The organism is Insulibacter thermoxylanivorax (assembly GCF_015472005.1).
GTDB lineage: Bacteria > Bacillota > Bacilli > Paenibacillales > DA-C8 > Insulibacter > Insulibacter thermoxylanivorax.
In genome coordinates, this window is sequence record NZ_BMAQ01000026.1 from 50,370 (window position 1) to 66,938 (window position 16,569).

14 protein-coding genes are annotated in these 16,569 nt (G+C 53.9%); 5 read left to right on the top strand and 9 right to left on the bottom strand.

Features of this window, described 5'->3' with window-relative positions; all coding sequences use genetic code 11:
* Positions 1–120 precede the first annotated feature (120 nt).
* The 3 genes from PRECH8_RS10120 to PRECH8_RS10130 all read right to left on the bottom strand — a co-directional run bounded on the left by PRECH8_RS10120 (position 121) and on the right by PRECH8_RS10130 (position 2,300).
* Positions 121–429, bottom strand: a complete 309-nt coding sequence (locus PRECH8_RS10120; protein ID WP_200966988.1) for a metal-sulfur cluster assembly factor — start codon at positions 427–429, stop codon at positions 121–123.
* A 77-nt stretch (positions 430–506) separates the two neighbouring features.
* On the bottom strand, positions 507–1,754 hold the full coding sequence (locus tag PRECH8_RS10125) for a hypothetical protein (protein WP_200966989.1): 1,248 nt from the start codon (positions 1,752–1,754) through the stop codon (positions 507–509).
* A gap of 12 nt (positions 1,755–1,766) precedes the next feature.
* Positions 1,767–2,300, bottom strand: coding sequence for a DUF2249 domain-containing protein (locus tag PRECH8_RS10130; RefSeq protein ID WP_200966990.1), 534 nt, complete (start codon positions 2,298–2,300; stop codon positions 1,767–1,769).
* A 144-nt stretch (positions 2,301–2,444) separates the two neighbouring features.
* On the opposite strand from PRECH8_RS10130, the gene PRECH8_RS10135 reads away from it, so the two are divergent.
* Positions 2,445–2,864, top strand: a complete 420-nt coding sequence (locus PRECH8_RS10135) for a cupredoxin domain-containing protein (RefSeq protein ID WP_200966991.1) — start codon at positions 2,445–2,447, stop codon at positions 2,862–2,864.
* 71 nt (positions 2,865–2,935) lie between these two features.
* On the opposite strand, the gene PRECH8_RS10140 is transcribed toward PRECH8_RS10135, so the two are convergent.
* The 5 genes from PRECH8_RS10140 to lipM form a co-directional block, all read right to left on the bottom strand.
* Positions 2,936–3,253 carry a hypothetical protein gene (locus PRECH8_RS10140; RefSeq protein WP_200966992.1) on the bottom strand — a complete coding sequence of 106 codons (318 nt, stop codon included), beginning with the start codon at positions 3,251–3,253 and terminating at the stop codon, positions 2,936–2,938.
* Positions 3,254–3,373: 120 nt separating this feature from the next.
* Entirely contained in the window at positions 3,374–4,891 is a 1,518-nt protein-coding gene (locus tag PRECH8_RS10145) for a glycoside hydrolase family 43 protein (protein WP_200967002.1), read from the bottom strand.
* Positions 4,892–4,928: 37 nt separating this feature from the next.
* Positions 4,929–6,344, bottom strand: a complete 1,416-nt coding sequence (locus PRECH8_RS10150; protein ID WP_200967003.1) for a family 43 glycosylhydrolase — start codon at positions 6,342–6,344, stop codon at positions 4,929–4,931.
* A gap of 912 nt (positions 6,345–7,256) precedes the next feature.
* Entirely contained in the window at positions 7,257–9,878 is a 2,622-nt protein-coding gene (locus tag PRECH8_RS10155; RefSeq protein ID WP_242457529.1) for an adenosylcobalamin-dependent ribonucleoside-diphosphate reductase, read from the bottom strand.
* Between the two features lie 430 nt (positions 9,879–10,308).
* Positions 10,309–11,151, bottom strand: a complete 843-nt coding sequence (lipM, locus tag PRECH8_RS10160; RefSeq protein ID WP_200966994.1) for an octanoyltransferase LipM — start codon at positions 11,149–11,151, stop codon at positions 10,309–10,311.
* A gap of 351 nt (positions 11,152–11,502) precedes the next feature.
* Here lipM and PRECH8_RS10165 point away from each other — a divergent pair, with 351 nt between their 5' ends.
* The 3 genes from PRECH8_RS10165 (at position 11,503) to PRECH8_RS10175 (ending at position 15,668) form a co-directional block, all read left to right on the top strand.
* Positions 11,503–13,329 (top strand): DEAD/DEAH box helicase, encoded by a 1,827-nt coding sequence (locus PRECH8_RS10165; RefSeq protein WP_200966995.1) that lies wholly within the window; start codon positions 11,503–11,505, stop codon positions 13,327–13,329.
* The gene (locus PRECH8_RS10170) at positions 13,326–14,306 is read left to right on the top strand and encodes a YqhG family protein (protein WP_200966996.1); all 981 of its coding nucleotides are present in this window, start codon (positions 13,326–13,328) and stop codon (positions 14,304–14,306) included. Before PRECH8_RS10165 ends, PRECH8_RS10170 begins: the two co-directional genes overlap by 4 nt.
* 297 nt (positions 14,307–14,603) lie before the next feature.
* On the top strand, positions 14,604–15,668 hold the full coding sequence (locus PRECH8_RS10175) for a hypothetical protein (protein WP_200966997.1): 1,065 nt from the start codon (positions 14,604–14,606) through the stop codon (positions 15,666–15,668).
* Between the two features lie 131 nt (positions 15,669–15,799).
* On the opposite strand, the gene PRECH8_RS10180 is transcribed toward PRECH8_RS10175, so the two are convergent.
* Positions 15,800–16,087 carry a YqzE family protein gene (locus PRECH8_RS10180; RefSeq protein WP_200966998.1) on the bottom strand — a complete coding sequence of 96 codons (288 nt, stop codon included), beginning with the start codon at positions 16,085–16,087 and terminating at the stop codon, positions 15,800–15,802.
* A 201-nt stretch (positions 16,088–16,288) separates the two neighbouring features.
* Here PRECH8_RS10180 and PRECH8_RS10185 point away from each other — a divergent pair, with 201 nt between their 5' ends.
* Positions 16,289–16,465 (top strand): hypothetical protein, encoded by a 177-nt coding sequence (locus PRECH8_RS10185; protein WP_200966999.1) that lies wholly within the window; start codon positions 16,289–16,291, stop codon positions 16,463–16,465.
* The last annotated feature ends 104 nt before the right edge of the window (positions 16,466–16,569 follow it).

Here is a 16,569-nt window from a genome sequence, read left to right on the forward strand (position 1 = left end):
TCTAACGGATGAATATAGAATCCTGCCAAGATGATTGCAAAACTCAGCGCAGCAATCCATAACGCATGCCAATGTTTCACTCCTGATCACCTCATCCCTTTTGACCGCACCAACATCAACTTAAAAATAACCAAGCGCTTCTCTTCCCTCCGGCGTCATCCGATCCGGCGTCCAGCGCGGTTCCCATACGAGATGCACATCCACGGATTGGATCCCGGGCTCGCCTTCCAATGCACGGTGGACGCCGCCTACGATCGCCGTATGCATCGGACAGCCGGGAGTCGTTAAGGTCATCCGTACATACACATGGCCGCCATTGATCTTCACTTCATAGATGAGTCCTAGATCGACGATATTAATCCCGAGTTCCGGGTCATAGACCTCTTTAAGCAGTTCGATAATGGTTTCTTCAGTAATGTGCTTCTCCATGGTCCATTCCTCACTTTCCAGTAAGAATTTGCAGCGTCTAACGCCCAACGGGATCGCATCCGCTGAGCAGTTCAGCCCTACTTCGTAAATACTGCAGCCAGCAAGCCGACATAGACTAACGCGCTCACAGCCAGCAAACTTCCCCCAATCGACAGGACGAGCGGAAGGTTCCAGCCGAATCCGATCAGCAGAATAAAGAGACTTACCGCAACGGCCATCAGCAGGATATTCACCTTGCGGTCATCGATCAGATCCGCCATGGTTGGAATCTTAACCTGTCCAACGCGGCTGCCGTATCGATATGTCCACCAGAGAAACGGGATGATCTTCGACAGGTATGCCATGATCGTCATGCCCACCCATCCCCAGAGATACATCCAGCCGATCACCGCGGTCATCCGCGGGCTGAGGATGAGATCAGGAAACACAGCACTTACAATCACTAACAGAACAACGATCACCGCGATGCCCTGCGCAAGCAGCCATGACCAGAGGATCCCTGCACCGGGATTGGCTTTATGCCGGGATTTGCAGATCTGTCCCAGGTGGTATACGTAGATGGTGAATCCTGCTGCAGTACAAAGCAATCCGATCCAATGTGACCAGGCAGGTGCATTCAGCAGGAAGGAAATCACCCCCATCCATACACCAGAAAATAGAAAACCCATAACCCATCTTTGCAAAACTTCAGAATGGCCGTGAGAGAGATAGAACATGGGGAAGAGTTTGTAACTGAAACCAGTGATCAGAAAACCGAACCAACCGATCGCTCCAAACCATAGATGAGCACCCAGGAGCTGATCATGAAAGGTCCCCAGCCATTCGAAGGCAAAGTTCAGACCCATCAGCATACCGGCAACCCCGGTCAACACGAGATGTCCAACGGCAATCGCACAGCTGACCGTCACGTGATTCCACAGGTTGGCGCGTGCTAAAGTCATCCCGATATTCCCCGCGAAGATCAGGATACCGAGAAAGGCGATCGTTGCGAAACCGCCGATCATCAGCACATTCATCTGCTGAAAACCGATCATCAACCCCGCAAAACCAAAGGTGAAGACTCCATACTGGATATAGCCCAAGCGCTCGCTGAACAGCTTATGATTCTGAAGGACTACGGGGACGAGCTGATAGACCGCTCCCATCGCGATCATCGTCGCCCATCCGAGAACATGCAGATGCGCCTTGGCCCAACCCGTCGGATAACGGGGTTCCATAGAAAACTCATACAGCCATGCAGAAAAGTCTGAGAGCGTACCGATCTGAAAAAGCGCAAAACAGATCAGCCCCGTGAGCAGAAAATAAAACGGCAGACGAGATACCATCCATACACCACCTTAATGCTTCGTAATCTGAACGATGGCACTTCCATCCGGCTGCTCTTCGATCACATAGGTATATCCAAGCGTGCTCAGCTCCTCGATGAGGAATACCGGAACCCGATCGTTGTGGATGATCACGCGGTCCCCGGGACGCGCCTCCTCCAGCTTGCTCAGCGTGCGGACCATGGGATGGGGCGGTTCCAAACCTCGATTATCCAGCTCAAACACTTCCGGCTCACGTTCCGCATCCGTTTCCGCTCCCTCCGTGTCCAGCGCCGCCCCATCTTCCGTGATGTTCAGCAGATCCCTGCGGCTCTTGTGCACGAAGGTGACGAGCCAGTGGTCGGCGGCAAGTTTCTCTGCTTTATTGACATAGCCTTTTAATCGCATCACCTTAAGCAGCGGTGTTGGCTTAAAGGTTGTGTGAAGCCGGAACTGATCATCTTTGGACAACTCCTTCACATGATCCATGATGAGCTTGAAGGGATCCCATTTGTTGCGCAGATGCTCTCTTACGTCCAGTTCCACGATTTTTCCTTGATTCGTCATCCTTCGTAACCCCTCCTCAGCGGTCTGAGAATCGTTCTCAACAACACCCTCAGTATAGCAAGTTGCACTAATGACATTGTGTTCTGCATCACACTTTCACTTTTTCCCCTCGCTTATGCTTAATATTTAGGAGGTGGAATCCTTATGGATAGATTGATTAGGTGTATCGCTGTTTTGCTGCTCCTATGGTTTGCTGCGGGATGCACAGAACCCTTGATCCAGACAGATCATCATGGAGTGCAGGCAGCAAACGAAACAGGCACGCCGGACCGGGCTGCCGACAAGGTTTCCGACAAAGCTTCAGTGAAGAGATTCACCGTGCGGGCCGTTAAATATCATTTTGACATCCAAGAGATTCGTGTAAAACAAGGGGATACCGTAGAGATTACATTGGAGAACTTGAAGGGATATCATACGTTGAAAATAGAGGGCTATAATATTGAAGTGAAGAAAAGCCGCCCCGTCTCCTTCGTGGCCGACAAGAAAGGATCATTCGTCTTCCGCTGCGGTGTCATTTGCGGCAGCGGCCATGAAGAGATGACGGGGCTGTTGATCGTGGAATGAACGGGACCAAGTCCGAATAAACCAAAATCCCCCCTGCATCCCCTGTTGACAGCGGGCGCCGGGGGTTTGTGTTATTGACAGCATGCTCCGCGGCATAACCAAGCCATGATCACGGGCTGATAAAACTCCTCTTCCGTCGTTCCTTGTAAGCGCAATTGCTGCTCCTCGAAGCGCTCCTTCAGCCGTTCCACAGGTTCTTGATGCTCCTCATCCTGCAGGTTGGCAATCGCATTTCTCACCTTCTCTTCCGTCCGATAAGCCTGCTTGATCATCGTCTCATTAGGGTGAGTCTCGGCATCGGCGACGGCATTGGAGAAGCGATCCACGGAATTCTGCGCCTGTGCCAGCGGTGTATTTTTCTGCATGCTGCTCTCTTCTCTTGAAGGCATTTTATTCCCTCCTCGCACTCCAGTCTCCATTGATGTTTGCTTATTGAGGCTCTGCATATCTAACCTTTCAAAAAATAATGGGGGCTAAAGCCCCCATTGCTCATTTAACGTGCCGTTTCTCTAAAGATCCGTATATACCACCTTGCTAAAACGTGCAGGCACCGCCGCTTGGCTGCCATTGCCGGAAGCATAGAGTCCGACGCAGACGCCGGTGAAACCGCCGTTTACTTCCGGCGCCAGCCATTCGGCGCGAATCTCGCCGGGCATCTCCGTCCAGGTGATGCCGTCCCGCGAGTATTCACATGTGTAGCGCTTGGCATCAGAGCGCACTTTGAGCTCTACTGCGCCGCCTTCCCACGGAATCTTCACTTCCTCCTTGGCGTCGCCGTTTCGCACCGTTAGATGCAAGTAAGTCTCCGCCCCGATCCGCTTCAGCGAGAAGGCAAGGTACCCCCGATTATTCAGGCGTGCAGCGATCCCCGCTTCTTCGCCATCCTGTGCCGGCGCGAAATTGAGGGAGCTGCTGAACGCCATATCCACACTCCGCTGGCGAACACCGATGAAGGTCGCCGGCGCCTCATCGTCCAGCGAGTATTCATTGCCCACAAGCTTCACCACGCCGGGCGATTCGACCTGATAACGCTCCTCATCCATCGTGCGCAGGGCACTCCACTCCGGTCCGAAACCTTCGCCGATTTCGATCTTCACAGGACCCTGCGGCTTCGTCAGCGGCACGGGCAAGCGTTCAGCGGACATCTGCAGCTGCACGATGCCCTCATTGTTGTCCACCATCGGCCAGCCGTCCTCCGTCCAGGTCACCGGCGCGAGGAAGGTCTCGCGGCCGAGGACGGAGTAGCGGCCATCCACTGGCCGTGTCCCCAGGAACACCAACCACCAATTTCCCTTCGTATCCTCTACGAGATCCGCATGTCCGAGGCACTGGATCGGATGATCGGGCAGCTTGTTATGGGTGAGAACCGGCACCGGGCACGGCTCGAAAGGCCCGTACGGGTTGTCGCTCCTGCCGGCGATCTCCCGGTGGTCGAAGGAGGTGCCGCCGCAGGCGCTGAGGATATAATACATGCCGTTGATCTTATACAGATGGGGTCCCTCAGTCCATACGCCGCCGTCCCCGTCCCAGATGCGTCTCGGCTCCGTCAGTACACGGCCGGTTTCGATATCGATCTCATATTGGATGATATGGGAATCCAGCCCGGCGCCGTTCTGCACGGTGACATAGACTTTGCCGTCGTCATCGAAGAATAGTGAAGGATCGATGCCGCCGTAAGGCAGGCGAATCGGATCCGACCATGGACCTGCGGGGTCCTTAGCCGTTACATAGAAATTGCCGATCCCTCTTACATCTGTGGTGATCATATAGAAGGTTCCCTCGTGGTACCGCAGCGTGCAAGCGTAGATGCCGTCGGAACTCTTCCGCGTCGACAGATCGACCTGCTCCTTCCTCGTCAGCACATGGCCAATCTGTGTCCAATGGACGAGGTCCTTGCTGTGGAAGATGGGCACCGCCGGGAAATATTCAAAGGAACTCGTCACGAGATAGTAGTCTTCACCGACCCGCACGATGCTGGGATCCGGGAAGAAACCCGGGATTACCGGGTTTTGATAGACGTTTATCATGTCAGTCACTCTGCCGCTCTCCCTTCTATGTTAGCCGTCAGATCAGCGTAAATGAAGCCAAACTCGCATTGCCCTCGCCGGTATAAGTAAAGTACAGCGCATGGACGCCGTCCGGAATGGCGATATCCGCCGTATATTCGGTCCATATATTCGTAAAGTCCACGGGAATCGTTCCGAGCACCGGGCCGTCCCAGGCCGTCTTCACTTGGAATTCGCCACGGCAGTATCCGCGAACCTTGATCTTCACCTGTTTGATGCCTTTGCAGTCAAAATATTTGAACCCGGCCGTAGCCGAATCCCTCATATTCATGATGTATCCGATCTCTTCGTCGCCGTCCTTGCCGTCCTGGGTGATCTTCGGGAATCGTCCATCCATCCAGGCGCCGTAAGTTCCCGTATACATCTCCTCATCCTTATAGAAGAGATTGCATGCGATATACGCTGGATACTCCCCGCGCCCGACCAAAGGTCCTCCGTTCGGTCCACAGGAAGTCATCTCCACCTGCGGAATCGAACCGTCCTCGAGGATCTCAATCGGCTCCAGGCATCCCTGTCTGCTGTAATGCGTACCGTTCGTCTGCCTGTGATAGAAAATATACCACTGCCCATTGATCTCGACGATGCTGCCGTGGTTATTGCCGCCGTAATACATCGGCTTATTCGCCGGCTTGTACGTATCGATATGGAGATCGCAGTTGCTGACGATCACGCCGCCGTACTTAAAGCCCTTCGTCGGATGGTCGCTTACAGCGTAGCACAGCTCATGCATAACCACCGAGGAGTAGATCAGGTAATACTTGTCCCCAACCTTGCGAATCGACGGTGCTTCGAAGAACTCATGCCCTTCAAACCCCGTTCCCTCACTGTAAGGCTCACTCGGCAGGACAAAGACCGGCTCCTCGACAATCGTCAGCATGTCCGGTCCAAGGACCGTTGCCTGAGCACCTTTGCGGGAACGGTCGCCCACCGCACAGAAACCCGTATACAGGTAAGTTCTGTCGCCTTCGGTCAGCACGCCGGGATCAAACTGCGGCTGATCCCCCTCCCGCTCACCGAGCCGCGTGCCGTCCGGATAGCGGACATAACCGTAGAATTCGAATTTGCCGGCAGGCGTATCGCTGACCGCAACGGAAACAACTGGAACCTTGTCCAGAACATAATAGAGGTAATAACGTCCGTCCGGTCCCACGGTGACATCCGGTGCATAGAGGCACATGCGGCCGTCCGGGTTAAGCGGGTCATCGGTTTTGCGATAGATCACGCCTTCATAACGCCAATCCGCCAGATTGTCCACCGGCGCCGACCAGCAAACATAATCATTCAGACAGAACGCATGGCCGTTAAAACGATCATGAGACCCATAGATATAGACACGGTCGCCAAAGACATAAGGCTCTGCATCAGGGATGTACTCCCAAGAAGGCAGATAAGGGTTGAATCCTTGTTTCTTCATCTGTTTCGTCATCTGTCCTCGATCCTTTCTATCGTATTGTTCTATCAATGATTCGGAAGGTTTGGAACGGCTTTCATAATTAGCTCCGATCATCGATTCCTACAGCGAGATTATCACAGGTGAAGGGACTGGACAACCCGACAAAAGCTAGTTGGCGGAACAGGAATCTCCGACTCCTTTGTGCCGGGTTCATACGATCGCTCCCTATCGATTCTGTGACAAAGACATCCCTATTGTACCTCATATACAGCTGAAATTGGATGATTTTTGATGGAGATGGCAGCGTGACTGACCTTATTTGCTGAGGCTTCGGAATACCGCCCCGGAAGAATGCTCCAATCGCAGCCTTCGCTCGAAACAGTCCAAATGATTAGGCCGATGTACAATCGCGATCACAGGCGGAGACCCTTCTCCAAAAGCATAACGCCTTAAGCTTGTTGCTTCTTCCATTCGGTTCCTCTGCTTTCGCATGATATGCAGGCTTCTTGCAAAATAACGGAAGCAAAACTTCCTCTATTTCCAGCTTCCCTTCAAATCGCGCAGAATAGTGTAAGCCAAATTTCCCTTATTTCTAAAATAGTGTCAATAAATCAATGGTTTTTTCGCATCTACGAGAAATAAAAGAAGTTTCACTTCCTCTATTTCTTCATCATCCGCGCTTGGAGCAAAATAGCGGAAGTTTGACTGACCTTATTTATGAAATAAATCCTATAAACAATTCGCGCTCCATCAATTGATTTCGATTTATATATCTTAAATTCAAAATATATACTATGCACCCTCGATCAAAAAAATGCAATAATTATTTTATCAGCCTGCCTGCAGAGAAAGGGGCCGTCCATCCGTCAGTTTCCTGACTAAACTGGACAGCCCCTTTTGGCTTCTATTATGCTTTATGGCTCACTTATGACCTTAGCTGCACTTGCTGTATCCGCAGTTCGTGCAGGTCTTGCAGCCTTCGCTGTTGATCAGCGAAGCGGTGCCGCAGGATGGGCAGAGGTCCAAGCCTTCTCCCATGATGATCTCCTGCCGCGGATCAACGCCTGGAACAGAAGCTTGCTCAGCAGCTGCTGCCGAAACCGCTGCTGCGGTTTGTGCCGCTGCCGCTTCTTGCTGCCCGTTTCCATGAGCTTCAAGATGGAGCTCCAGCGCCTTCGCCACCGCGTCAGCGATCGATTCCACGCGGTTCGGACCGAAGCCCGTCGCCCCGGAACCGCCGATGCCCTTCAAGTGCTTGATGAGCAGCTTCGCCTTGTTGCCGTGGTCGCCGTAACGCAGGAATAAGGAGCAGACGCGGCCGAGTGCTTCCGACATCGCGAACACATCGGAGCCCGCCTTGCCCACGTTCAGGAAGACTTCCACCGGTTGACCGCCGTAATCATTTACGGTGATATAGGCCATGCCGAATGGCGTGTTGAATTTATAGGTCGCGCCGCGCAGGATCTGCGGACGTTTCATGTAATTGCCGTTGAGCGTACCGTTGCCGTTGGCTGGCTTCTCAGACTGGACAGCGATCGTCTGTGCGGATCCAGAAGCCGCCTGCGCTTCCGATGCGTTGTCCTTAGCGCCCTCTTCTGCCTGCGCCTCTTCCTTCTTGTCCTTCACATCCGTGGACAGCACCTGTGTATCGCGGCTGCCGTCGCGGTAGATGGTCACGCCCTTGCAGCCCAGCTCGAAGGCCAGCTCATACAGCTTCTTCGTCTCTTCGATGGTGAAATCATGCGGTGCATTCGCTGTCTTGGAGATCGAGCTGTCCACCCAGCGCTGGATCGCTGCCTGCACGCGGATGTGATCCTCCGCGCTCAGATCCATCGCCGTGACGAAGTAATCCGGCAGTTCCTCGCCCGGATGCTCATCCAGCCAGCGTTTCGCGATCGGGACGTATTGCTTGTCCAAGCCGAGGCGGCTCTGGCGATAATATTCGAAGGCGAAGTACGGCTCGATGCCCGTCGATGTGCCGACCATCGTACCGGTGCTGCCCGTCGGAGCCTGCGTCAGCACCGTAACGTTGCGCATGCCCTTCTTGCGGATCGCTTCTCCTACTTCCGGATACACCTCGACCATATTCTTCATAAATCCGCTCTGCAGGAACGGCTCCAGCTCGAAACGTTCGAAGGAACCCTTCTCCTCCGCGATCTCCGCTGAAGCGAGATAAGCTTCGCGGGCGATGAAGCCGTACAGCTTATCGAGGAATTCGAGGGATTCCGGCGAGCCGTAACGGATGCGCAGTTTGATCAGCAGCTCTGCCAGCCCCATCGTACCCAAACCGATGCGGCGTTCTGCCTGCTGGTTCTTCCGGTTCTCCTCGAAATGATACGGCGTCGCATCGATGACGTTGTCGAGGAAACGCACGGAATAACGGACAACCGTCTTCAGATCCTCCCAATTCACATCGTCCTTCGCTTCATCATAGAACTTCGACAGGTTGATCGCTGACAGGTTGCATACGCCCCAAGCCGGCAAACCTTGTTCACCGCACGGGTTCGTACAGATAATCGGGTTAAAATACCAGCTGTTCGACATCTGGTTGTAATATTCCATGAAGACGACGCCCGGCTCAGCGGACTTCCAGGCGGATTCGATGATCGTATGCCAGATCTCACGCGCCTTCAGCGTCCTGTAGTGCTTCACAGGCTTGCCCATCTGCTTCCACTTGTCCATATTGCCGTCCCAGAGCTCATCATAATCCGGGTCCGTCGTATCCGGGAAGTACAGGTCCCAGTCGGCGTCTTCCTTCACCGCCTTCATGAACGCGTTGCTGATGCAAACCGAGAGGTTAGCATTCGTCAGCAGACCCATCTTCGTCTTCACAGTGATAAAATCAAGCAGATCCGGGTGCCAGTCGTTGATCATGAGCATCAGCGCACCACGGCGGCTTCCGCCCTGCTCGATCAGACCCGTTGCATAGCTGTAGATGCCGCCCCAGGAGACCGCACCGCTCGAAGAGCCGTTTACACCCTTAACGATGGCTCTGCGCGGCCGCAGCGAGGACAGATTGATGCCGACACCGCCGCCTCTGGCCATGATCTCCGTCATCTCCATCAGCGTCTCCAGGATGCCGCGGCGGGAATCCTTCGGCGACGGGATGACATAGCAGTTGAACAGGGTCAGTTCATCGCTTGCACCCGCTCCGGCAGCGATCCGGCCGCCGGGAACCAGCTTCCAGTCATCCAGGATATAGCGGAACTTCTCCGTCCATTCCTTCTGTTTGGCTGGGGTTTTCTCAACCTTTGCAATCGCTTTCGCCAGCCTGCTCCACATTTCATCCGGCGTATTCTCGATGGTGAGGGTGATCTGATCAAGATCCGCTTCGATGACCTGTTCATTGCGCATCTTAACGGTTACCTTGCGCCCCTCACGCTTGATGACTTCCCCAACTTCCTTGGTCGGGAACTTCGGATCATCCTTGGTCAATACCAACACGACGTCGCCGACCTTGGTATTATTCGCATCCGCATCCTTCAGCGCATAGCGATCAAGGAAGATCTTCTCGCTGAGTCCTGTCAATCTGGTTTTCGTCTGCTTTCCAGCCACTAGCAACATCCTCCTAAAAGTGATAACCCAACTTGTCCCAAGGACATGCGCACAAAAAAACGAAAATCAGCGATATTCGCCCGAAAACAGCAATTTTCGCCGAAATTTTTCGTTGGGTATACAAGCTATTCATGATGTTATGTGTAAATAACAATATGTTGTATGTGAGTACCATTGTACACCACTACATATTGTGATGCTACTTACTCGAATGTTAAATTCAGATAAGAGGCCTTTGAATGATTCGTTTTTCTTTTATTTTCTCTCGTTTTCTTTATTTTTTAATTTTAATTTATTCGATCTTATTCGACATATTTCGGTAAGCATTTCGGGACTAATGGATAGGGTGTTAAGTTCTATAATCCCTGTACTCCCCATCCATCGTCCTATTTTCGTCCGCCATTCACCCTTCAATGGCCTTAAGCCAAGCTCAGCGCCGCAGATTCCACTCGCGGTTGCCGTACTTCTCTTCGACGAGCCGCTTGGCCTCTGCTTGTTCCCAGTCGCTCAGGTCCCCAAGCTCCAGCTTGATGCCCAGTCCCTCGGGAATCCCCTGCTCAAAGGCGGCTTCCGTCTCCGCGAGGGTAACCGGCGGCTGTCCCAGGGCCCGTTTGATATCGTTGATGGCGACGGCTTTTTCGCGGAAAGATTTTTTGAGCCGCTCCCGCAGCCGTTCATTGGGATAATAAAGCAGATCAAAGAGCAGATCCACATCCATATCCAACAGGATCGCTCCATGCTGCAGGATCACGCCGCGCTGCCGCATCTGGGCGCTGCCGGCGACTTTGCGCCCCTCCACGACGAGCTCATACCACGACGGCGAATCGAAGCAGGCAGCGGAACCCGCCGAAGCATACTTCGCCTTCTCCGCTTCGTCGGCTAGATTCACCATGTCCGCTTGCAGGCCTAACCGGCGGAAGCCGTGGAGCAGCCCGTTGCTCAGGATGCGGTAGGACTCTGTGACGGACTTTGGTATATCGGGATACGATTCAGAGAGGATCATGCTGTAGGTCAGTTCCTGATCATGCAGCACAGCCCGCCCTCCCGTAGGACGGCGCACGAATCCGATGCCCCTTGCTTCGACCTTCTCCAGATCGATCTCATCAGCGGCCTTCTGGAAGTAGCCGATCGACAGCGTCGGCGGCTGCCATCCATAGAAACGAAGCGTCGGCGGCGCCTTCTCCTCCGACACGGCATTCATGATCGCTTCATCGATGGCCATATTCCAAGCCGGATCCATCGCTCCGGATTTGATAAACCTCCATGTCTGCATGACGATCTCCACTCCCTTTCTCTGTCACGCAATAGCTCCTATTAAACAACATCGATCGCGGGATGCCTAAACGTGATTTTCCGGCATCGTGTGTAACTCTTCGTGTGCAACTTTATCGTGTGCAACTTTATCGTGTGCAACTTTATCGTGTGCAACTTTATCATTATAGCATTTGCTCTCATGCGGCGCATTCCCTGATTTCTAGTTATTTTACCATAGATGCTGTATTGCTGTCCGACCCTCATCCATGATTTATTCGCTTATGAAATTTCATCCTTCCGTTAATACTATTATCCAGCCGTTCAGAACGGATCATCGGAGGACCTTTCCGGCTTACAAGGAGGCACAGCTATGACCCTAAAACCGCAGCTGCCCCCGAATGTGCGGGATCTCAATGACCATCTGCAGATCTGTTTCAATCGGGATTGGTACGAAGAGTTGGCGAAGCGGCTCGAGCAGAACGGACCTTGGGACCGCTGGTCTTTCTACCAACTGGCGTACGAAGCCGAAGAAGCCCAAGCGATCCACCGTTTCGACGATCTGCAATGCCTCAGTCACCTGTCGCAGCTCACCCCGCTGCCCCACCAGCTGGATACCGCTCGCAAGGTGATTAGAGAGATGCGCGGCCGGGCGATCCTCGCTGACGAGGTCGGACTCGGCAAGACGATCGAAGCCGGTCTGATCCTCAAGGAATACATGATCCGCGGCCTTGCCCGCCGCGTGCTCATCCTCGTGCCGGCCTCTCTCGTGCTGCAGTGGGTGAGGGAACTGAATCAGAAATTCGGCATCCCCGCCGTCGCTCAGAAGAAGGAATATATGTGGCGGCAATACGACATCGTCGTCGCCTCCCTTGACACCGCCAAGCGCGATCCCCATCGGGACATCGTGCTCAGCTTGGATTACGATATGTTGATCATCGATGAAGCCCATAAATTAAAAAACAAAAAAACCGCCAACTACCAGTTCGCTGCCGCTATCCGCAAAAAATATTGCCTGCTGCTCACCGCCACACCGGTGCAAAACGACTTGAGCGAACTGTTCAACTTAATCACGCTGCTGAAGCCCGGGCAGCTGGGCGGCGAATCCAGCTTCAACAAGAATTTCGTACAGGAGAAACGCGTGCCCAAGAACGAGCAAATCCTGCAGCAGGAGCTGTCCAAGGTGATGATCCGCAACAGGCGCGCCGACGGCAACCTGGCGTTCACGAAGCGCATCGTGAAGAACATCCCGCTCCGCCTCTCACCAGAGGAGCAGGATTTATATGACAGCGTCACCTCCTTCGTACGCGAGCGCTACCAGGAATCCGGCGGAGACCTGAGCAGTGTCCTGCCTCTCGTGACGCTGCAGCGGGAGGTGTGCTCCAGCCGGGATGCGGTGTTCGTCACCCTCGTCAATCTGTTCAAGAAGACATCGGAGGATTCGCCGCTGCGCCCGAGGATCTGGGAATTGGTGAACAAGATTAAGAACATCAAGGCCAATACGAAGGCGGAGAAGACGATGGAGCTGATTAGACAAATCGATGACAAGGTGATCGTCTTCACAGAATACCGGGCGACCCAGGAATATCTCCTGCATTTTCTAAAGCAGCATAACCTCGTCGCCGTCCCCTACAGGGGAGGCATGAACCGCGGCAAAAAAGACTGGATGATGGATCTCTTCCGCGGCCGGGCACAGATCCTCGTCGCAACGGAGGCCGGCGGTGAGGGCATCAACCTGCAGTTCTGCAATCACATCATCAACTTCGATCTGCCGTGGAATCCGATGCGCGTCGAGCAGCGGATCGGCCGCATTCACCGCCTCGGTCAGGAACACGACGTGTATATCTACAATCTTGAAACGATCGGCACGATCGAGGAGCATATCGTCAATCTGCTGCACGAGAAGATCAATATGTTCGAGCTGGTCATCGGCGAATTGGATGAGATCTTAGAACGCATGGAAGAGTCCTCTGCCGTTGAGACCCGCCTGTACAAAGCGATGCTCGAAGCGAGAAGCGAAGACGAGATGCGCCGCGAGATCGAACGAATCGGCGAGAACTTCGTCTCCTCGAAGCAGCGCATCTCCCATGGACCGCCGCTGCAGGGAGAGAAGCCGCTACCCGCTGCGCATGTGCCGGGCGCCGTTTCCAGGACGATCAGCCCCGCCGGGCCGCCGCACCATACGGAGGCATCGCGATGAAGCAAGAGCAAGTTCGGGATTATGTATGCCGTTACCTGGAGGCGACGGAGTGCCATGTGCTGGAGAGCTGCCCCGCCTATATCACGGTGAAGCTGTCGCCCGAAGCGGACAAAGCCCTCACGAATCGCCCGTACTATTGGAGCTTCGTAGAACGCACGGGAGCGGAGCCGGAGACGATGTCCCTCACCTTCGTCTTCGACCAGGAAGCCTTCGAGGCGCTGCAGAAAGCGGACAGGCAGGCAGATCAGAAGCCGCAGCAGAACGGACCAGCCGCTCCCGGCGTACTGGGACAGGATTCCATCCTGGCGCGTTATTTTGGGCATCTGCAGGCAGCACCCCTGCAGCGAACGCGGCATGAGCCGGTCACCTTCGGCAGCGCAAGGCTGCATCAGATCTTCGCTTCCAGCCGGGATAAGGGCCGGTTCGTCAACCTGTACGAGCAGACCGATGAGCGCCTGGTGCTGCCCGGCCGGCCCTTAAGCTACCGCTCCTATCTCGGCGTGAACTACAAGGTGGAATATCTGTGCGATCTTAAGCGGGATGAGTTGTATTCCCTCGGCATCTGCTTGGCAACGGGCGAGATCCTCACCGGCTTCTACCCGCTGCTGAAGCAGTACCGTCTGTCGCCGCGGCTGCCCGCCCACACCCATCTCAAGGAGATGCTCAGCTTGCCGCGGGCCGTCGCAGAGCTGGAGTACTATCTGGAAGATATCGTGCGGAATCAGGATCACCAGTGGGCGGTAGAAGCCGAGCAGCGGATGTATGACGAATTGGATCGAATCAAGCTCTATTATCAGGAGATGATCCAAAATTCGAACGATGAGAGCAAATCCGCCATGCAGGAGGAATATCGCGCGCGGCAGGATGAGATCGCCTGGCAGTACAAACCCCGCGTGCTCGTCTCGGTGATCAACTGCGGTCTCTTCCACCTGCTCACACCGCCCGAACAGGTAAGAACGATGGCGAATCCGCAGTGAGGGTGGCATTTTTTGCAGACAAAAAAAAATTCGCAGCTGACACGTTCTAACAACCTTTTTTGCCCATACTCTTTAGTATTAGCAGTACAAGCTTGTCCGCCTGGATGAACCGATGGCAAGCAGCCGCAAGCCTTCGTCATCTTGGAGAAGCAAAATGGACGCTCATGTTGATGCTTGGAAGATCTTAAGGATATTAGATCCTGAAAACGGCAAATCCTGAGGATGCATGGCATGATTCTAATGCAAAATCCTCAAGATCCTAGAGCCCAAGGCAGAAAGGATGGAGACGATCATACGATGAACGTTAAGAGACTATGCATACTCACAGGCATTATCGCCTTGTCAGCGGCAGCCGCATGGTCTAATCCCGCATCCGCCCGCGCGCTGACACCCGCCGCCGAGCACAGCCGGACATTCGCCGCTTCGATGCTCGATGATCCTAAGCTTAACGGCACGCGGCTTGGCGGTCCGATCTACGAAGAACACGATCCGCAGGTCAAGCTGCAGGAGACCGTTGCCGGATGGATTCGGACGATCGCTGAGCAGCATAAGTTGATTCCTTGGCAGTCCGCTGATTTTCATATCGAGCCTCTTGGACCGGGGACCCACGGCTGGATCGTTCATGTGCTCGAACAGCAGTCCCCCGTAGGCTATCTAATCGTCACAGCCCTCGAGGGCGGCGGATATCGACTTGCCGAGTACGGGGTCGGTGAGCAGCCGATCTTCCATCTCGAACGGCTGCGCGAAAGCCTCGTGCAGCAGAAGCTGATCGAACCTGCCACTACGGTGGAAGAACTGGCGGCATGGCTCTCCTTCCCTGGTCAGCCGCAAGTTCCACAGGATGAGAACGTCCTGACAGAAGCACAGGGACAGAAGAAGCTGAAGATCGAACGGCACTACCTCTACCCCTTCGCCGCCTATTGGAAAGTGCACAGCGAGGACTGGCGGCAGCCGGTATATTTCGATGCGATCACCGGAGAGCAATACCCGCTGACCAAGGACCCTTCCAGCAAACCGCAGATCAAGGCGGAGATCGATTATCAACCGACGAAACTGAGCAAGCTGAAGGACCTCATGCAGCTTCCCAAGTTTGATCCCTACGAAGACCTTGGCTGGATCGTCGAGCCGCCGCTGCGCGTTCGATCGATCGACGACGTCATCGAGCCGCTGCGCGGTAAGCAGCGATTGACGCTGACCGTCGAGCTGTATGATGAGCTCGTGCTCCTGCCCTATCCGATCATCGGCTATGCCCAGTGGGAACAGACGGAAACCTACCTCCTGATCTACAGCGAGGGCCTGCGCTATGTACCGCTCATCGACGCCGTCGGCTACGGACACATCTATTTGGAACAAAACGAATAAAAAACACCCCGCCCAAACCCTAAAGCTTTTGGTGTGCAGGGGTGTTTTCCCTTGCTGTTGTTAGTATTGCAACAGCAGCTGATGTTGTGGCTAACAAGTGTTGGCGATGATGTGGTAACGATTGGCTGCTGCTATGGCTGAGGCTGCGGGTTATTTTGTTGGTTCTGTACCTGATGAAGCTCTTCTGCCTGATTCCGATCTCCTTCTTGGTAATCCGTCTCTTGCAGATGATCTGTCCGCCTCCGGTTGGCCCGCCATACTTGGAAGGACATCGGCAGCATCCCAAAATATCTCGTCTGCCAAGGTTCGCTCTGGCTGCGGCGCTGTCTGCGCTCCTCACGGCGCACTTCCCGCGGCGTCTCCAGCGTATAGATCAGTTTCTCCGCAGCGATCTTAGCCAGATCCCTCACGATCGACATCGGCCATCACCTCACTATACCTGCTTGCTTCGCTATCCGTTCATTGGCATTGAATATGAGAAGCACGCATATTTGCTAGGTTTAGTGTAGTCGATCCCGGCAAAGTTTAATCATCCTTCCATACCCAAAAAGTGTTTGGCTTATTCGCGCAATCTAAGCTATGATAATAGTGGAGAGAATATATGGGGAGGTACATCAGCTATGAACATGAGCGGCTACATGATCGCCACCGTGATCTTAACGATCGTTCTGACTTGGATCTTGCTGGTCAGCTATCACTATGCATATAAACGTAAATGGGGCAATGAAAATGCTGCCGTAGACCAACTCCCTGAAAATCACAATGCCCCAAAAGGTTCGAACAACATGAACTGGTAAGAACCTAATCGGATCCAGAATAGGTCTAAAGAGGATCCTGATCATTTTGTACGATTTCCTTGCAGGGAAGGTTTTTCGCTGGGTTTTGTCCTATTTTTCGGACA

Excerpts from the sequence above, each read along its gene's own strand:
- PRECH8_RS10185 (WP_200966999.1), top strand. The coding sequence starts at position 16,289 with ATGAACATGAGCGGCTACATGATCGCCACCGTGATCTTAACGATCGTT.
- PRECH8_RS10165 (WP_200966995.1), top strand. The coding sequence starts at position 11,503 with ATGACCCTAAAACCGCAGCTGCCCCCGAATGTGCGGGATCTCAATGAC.
- PRECH8_RS10125 (WP_200966989.1), bottom strand. The coding sequence starts at position 1,754 with ATGGTATCTCGTCTGCCGTTTTATTTTCTGCTCACGGGGCTGATCTGT.
- PRECH8_RS10120 (WP_200966988.1), bottom strand. The coding sequence starts at position 429 with ATGGAGAAGCACATTACTGAAGAAACCATTATCGAACTGCTTAAAGAG.
- PRECH8_RS10135 (WP_200966991.1), top strand. The coding sequence starts at position 2,445 with ATGGATAGATTGATTAGGTGTATCGCTGTTTTGCTGCTCCTATGGTTT.
- PRECH8_RS10180 (WP_200966998.1), bottom strand. The coding sequence starts at position 16,087 with ATGTCGATCGTGAGGGATCTGGCTAAGATCGCTGCGGAGAAACTGATC.
- PRECH8_RS10170 (WP_200966996.1), top strand. The coding sequence starts at position 13,326 with ATGAAGCAAGAGCAAGTTCGGGATTATGTATGCCGTTACCTGGAGGCG.
- PRECH8_RS10175 (WP_200966997.1), top strand. The coding sequence starts at position 14,604 with ATGAACGTTAAGAGACTATGCATACTCACAGGCATTATCGCCTTGTCA.
- PRECH8_RS10140 (WP_200966992.1), bottom strand. The coding sequence starts at position 3,253 with ATGCCTTCAAGAGAAGAGAGCAGCATGCAGAAAAATACACCGCTGGCA.
- lipM (WP_200966994.1), bottom strand. The coding sequence starts at position 11,151 with ATGCAGACATGGAGGTTTATCAAATCCGGAGCGATGGATCCGGCTTGG.
- PRECH8_RS10145 (WP_200967002.1), bottom strand. The coding sequence starts at position 4,891 with ATGATAAACGTCTATCAAAACCCGGTAATCCCGGGTTTCTTCCCGGAT.
- PRECH8_RS10150 (WP_200967003.1), bottom strand. The coding sequence starts at position 6,344 with ATGAAGAAACAAGGATTCAACCCTTATCTGCCTTCTTGGGAGTACATC.
- PRECH8_RS10130 (WP_200966990.1), bottom strand. The coding sequence starts at position 2,300 with ATGACGAATCAAGGAAAAATCGTGGAACTGGACGTAAGAGAGCATCTG.